Here is a 2174-nt window from a genome sequence, read left to right as displayed (position 1 = left end):
GATGAGCGACGACTTCCCGGAGCCGGATGCGCCGACCAGCATCAACGGCAGCGGCGGCCCGAAAGGAGCGGTCAGCGAGACCGCCAGGCGGCTGGTCAGCCGGGCGCGGCCGTGGAACCAGCGGGCGTTGTGTTCGTCGAAGGGCGACAGCCCGGGGTAGGGGCACTCGCCGCTGTCCCGGCCGTGCTGTGTCCGTACGGCCGTGCTCACCTCGACAGCGTCCGGATGGGCATTGCGGGCCAGGACCAGCAGTCCGGCGCTGCCCCTCGACTGCATCATCGGCACCGGCGTCAGGTTCCGGGAGAGATGGGATGCGACATCCTGCAGGGTGAGTTCGGCCGACAGCTCGGCCGCACCGTGTTGCAGCAGCCGGATGAGGCCGCCCGTCAGTGCAGTGTGCCGGTCGCCCACCGGCGCGAGCGCCTGCTCGTCATGAGCGGCGGAGACCAGCAGACAGCTCTGGCGCAGTGGGCCGAGGTCCGCTGAGAGCGCACGTCCGGAGTAGCAGCAGTCGAGAATCGCCACCAGACAGCGTGGCCGGGGGGCGGCGGAGCAGATCTCCTCGAGAAGGTCACGGAAGTCGAGGGAGGCGTACTTCGCGGCGGCTCCCTGCAGCCCTGTCCTGCCGGTGGTCAGCCGCAGTTCGTTGTCCACGCCGATGTCCGCGTGGCCGACGAAGTAGAGGAACAACAGGTCGGGGGAGCTGCTCACGCCGGCCCGCACGGCGCCGATAATGTCCTCGGGCCCCGGCGGGTCGACCACGGTCGTGATGCGCTCGGGGGGCATGGCACATCGATCGGTCAGCAGTTGGGCGAGATCCTTGGCGGAGTTTCTGGCCGCCGGCACCGAGGGAAACCGTTCGGGGTCGCTGGTGCGGCCGGTTGCCACCAGGACCGCGGCGGCGCCGGGCGCGGCGAGGGCGGCGGGAGGGAACACCACTGACCTTCTCATCCCGTTGCCCTTCCGGCCGGTGTCTGCCCGAGAGACACGTCGTCGCTCAAAGCAGGGGCCGGCAGTCGGCCGATCCGGGATCGCCGCCATCGCACGAGCAGAGGGCGGGGGAGGACGAGCAGCCACATCCGGCTACCGAGTCGTCCGGCCCGACGCCTCAGCGCGGCGCACACATGGTCGCTGCGGTCCCAGGCACGGTCGGCGTCCTCCTGCGCCAGGTACGGTCGGCTGCCGCCGTTTTCCCTGGAATCCGGCTCGCCGTACAGCGCCCGGTGGGCGATACGCGCGAGGGCGACGGTCGAAGCCACGGCGTCGGGTCCTGCGGTTTGTGCCATGAGCCGGGATACTTGGGTGACGTCCGCCGATGGCCCGATAGGGACGCCGGCGTCCCCGAGGCAATCGACGGCAAACCGCCAGGCGCCGCGCGCCCGTTCGGCGGGTTTCCCGAGCCGCCGGGCACGCCGGGAGCGTACTGCGGGCAGCACGATCAGCCGCAGGGCCCGGGCTCCGTAGAGCGCCGCCGCGAGCAGACTGCACAACACCGCGATCAGCGAGCCGAGATCACGGACGTGCGTGCTCGGCAGGGCTCGCGGGACGGGTCGTACGGACCTCGGCGGGTCGGCTGGGCGTGGGGAGGCGCTCTTCGGTGCCTGCGACGGCCGGGGTTTTACCGAGGAAGCAGGCGGCTCCCCGGCGGAACTCCGGGCGCGGCCGGCAGGCGGTACGGGGTCGAAGGGCACCCAGCCTGCGTCCGTGAAGTACACCTCGTTCCAGACCTTTGCGTCGCTGCCCCTCACCTGGTGGGGAGCGTCGGTTGCGGCTGCGCGCGGTGTGAAGCCGACCACGAGTCGCGTGGGCAGTCCTGAAGAGCGTGCGGCAAGGGCGAAGACGGTGGCAAACAGCGCCGGCGGTCCCTGCTTGTCCTCCAGGAATCGTGCGATTCCGCCGTATGAGGGCAGGCCCGGGGAACGGGGATCCTGTGTGTACGAGGTGCGCAGCCGGGTGGCGATCGCGGTCGCACGAGCGTACGGGGCATGTGCGTCGGCGGTGGCGCCGCGGGTGAACTCCTCGAGAGCCGTGGGTGATCCGGGTGGTACGTCGAGCGCCGCGCGACCGGTGGATCCGGCGCGCAGCGCCGGCAGCCGGAACTGCGGCGGGCGGGCCGGGGGCATCGAGTCGACCGTGTAGGTGGTGCCTGGTCCGAGGTGATCCACGGTCATCAC

1 protein-coding gene and 1 pseudogene are annotated in these 2174 nt (G+C 71.3%); both read right to left on the bottom strand.

Annotation, left to right across the window (positions count from 1 at the left end; genetic code table 11):
* Window positions 1–939: pseudogene (locus ACI2LP_RS34300) on the bottom strand (hypothetical protein); the annotation flags it as partial.
* An 8-nt stretch (window positions 940–947) separates the two neighbouring features.
* A partial coding sequence (locus tag ACI2LP_RS34295) for a transglutaminase-like domain-containing protein (protein ID WP_404728450.1) occupies window positions 948–2174 on the bottom strand: 1227 nt, incomplete at its 5' end.

This window comes from Streptomyces sp. NPDC019890, from assembly GCF_044903445.1.
Classification (GTDB): Bacteria; Actinomycetota; Actinomycetes; order Streptomycetales; family Streptomycetaceae; genus Streptomyces.
Note: the sequence above shows the minus strand (reverse complement) of the source record. Positions and strands in the feature narration are given on the sequence as shown.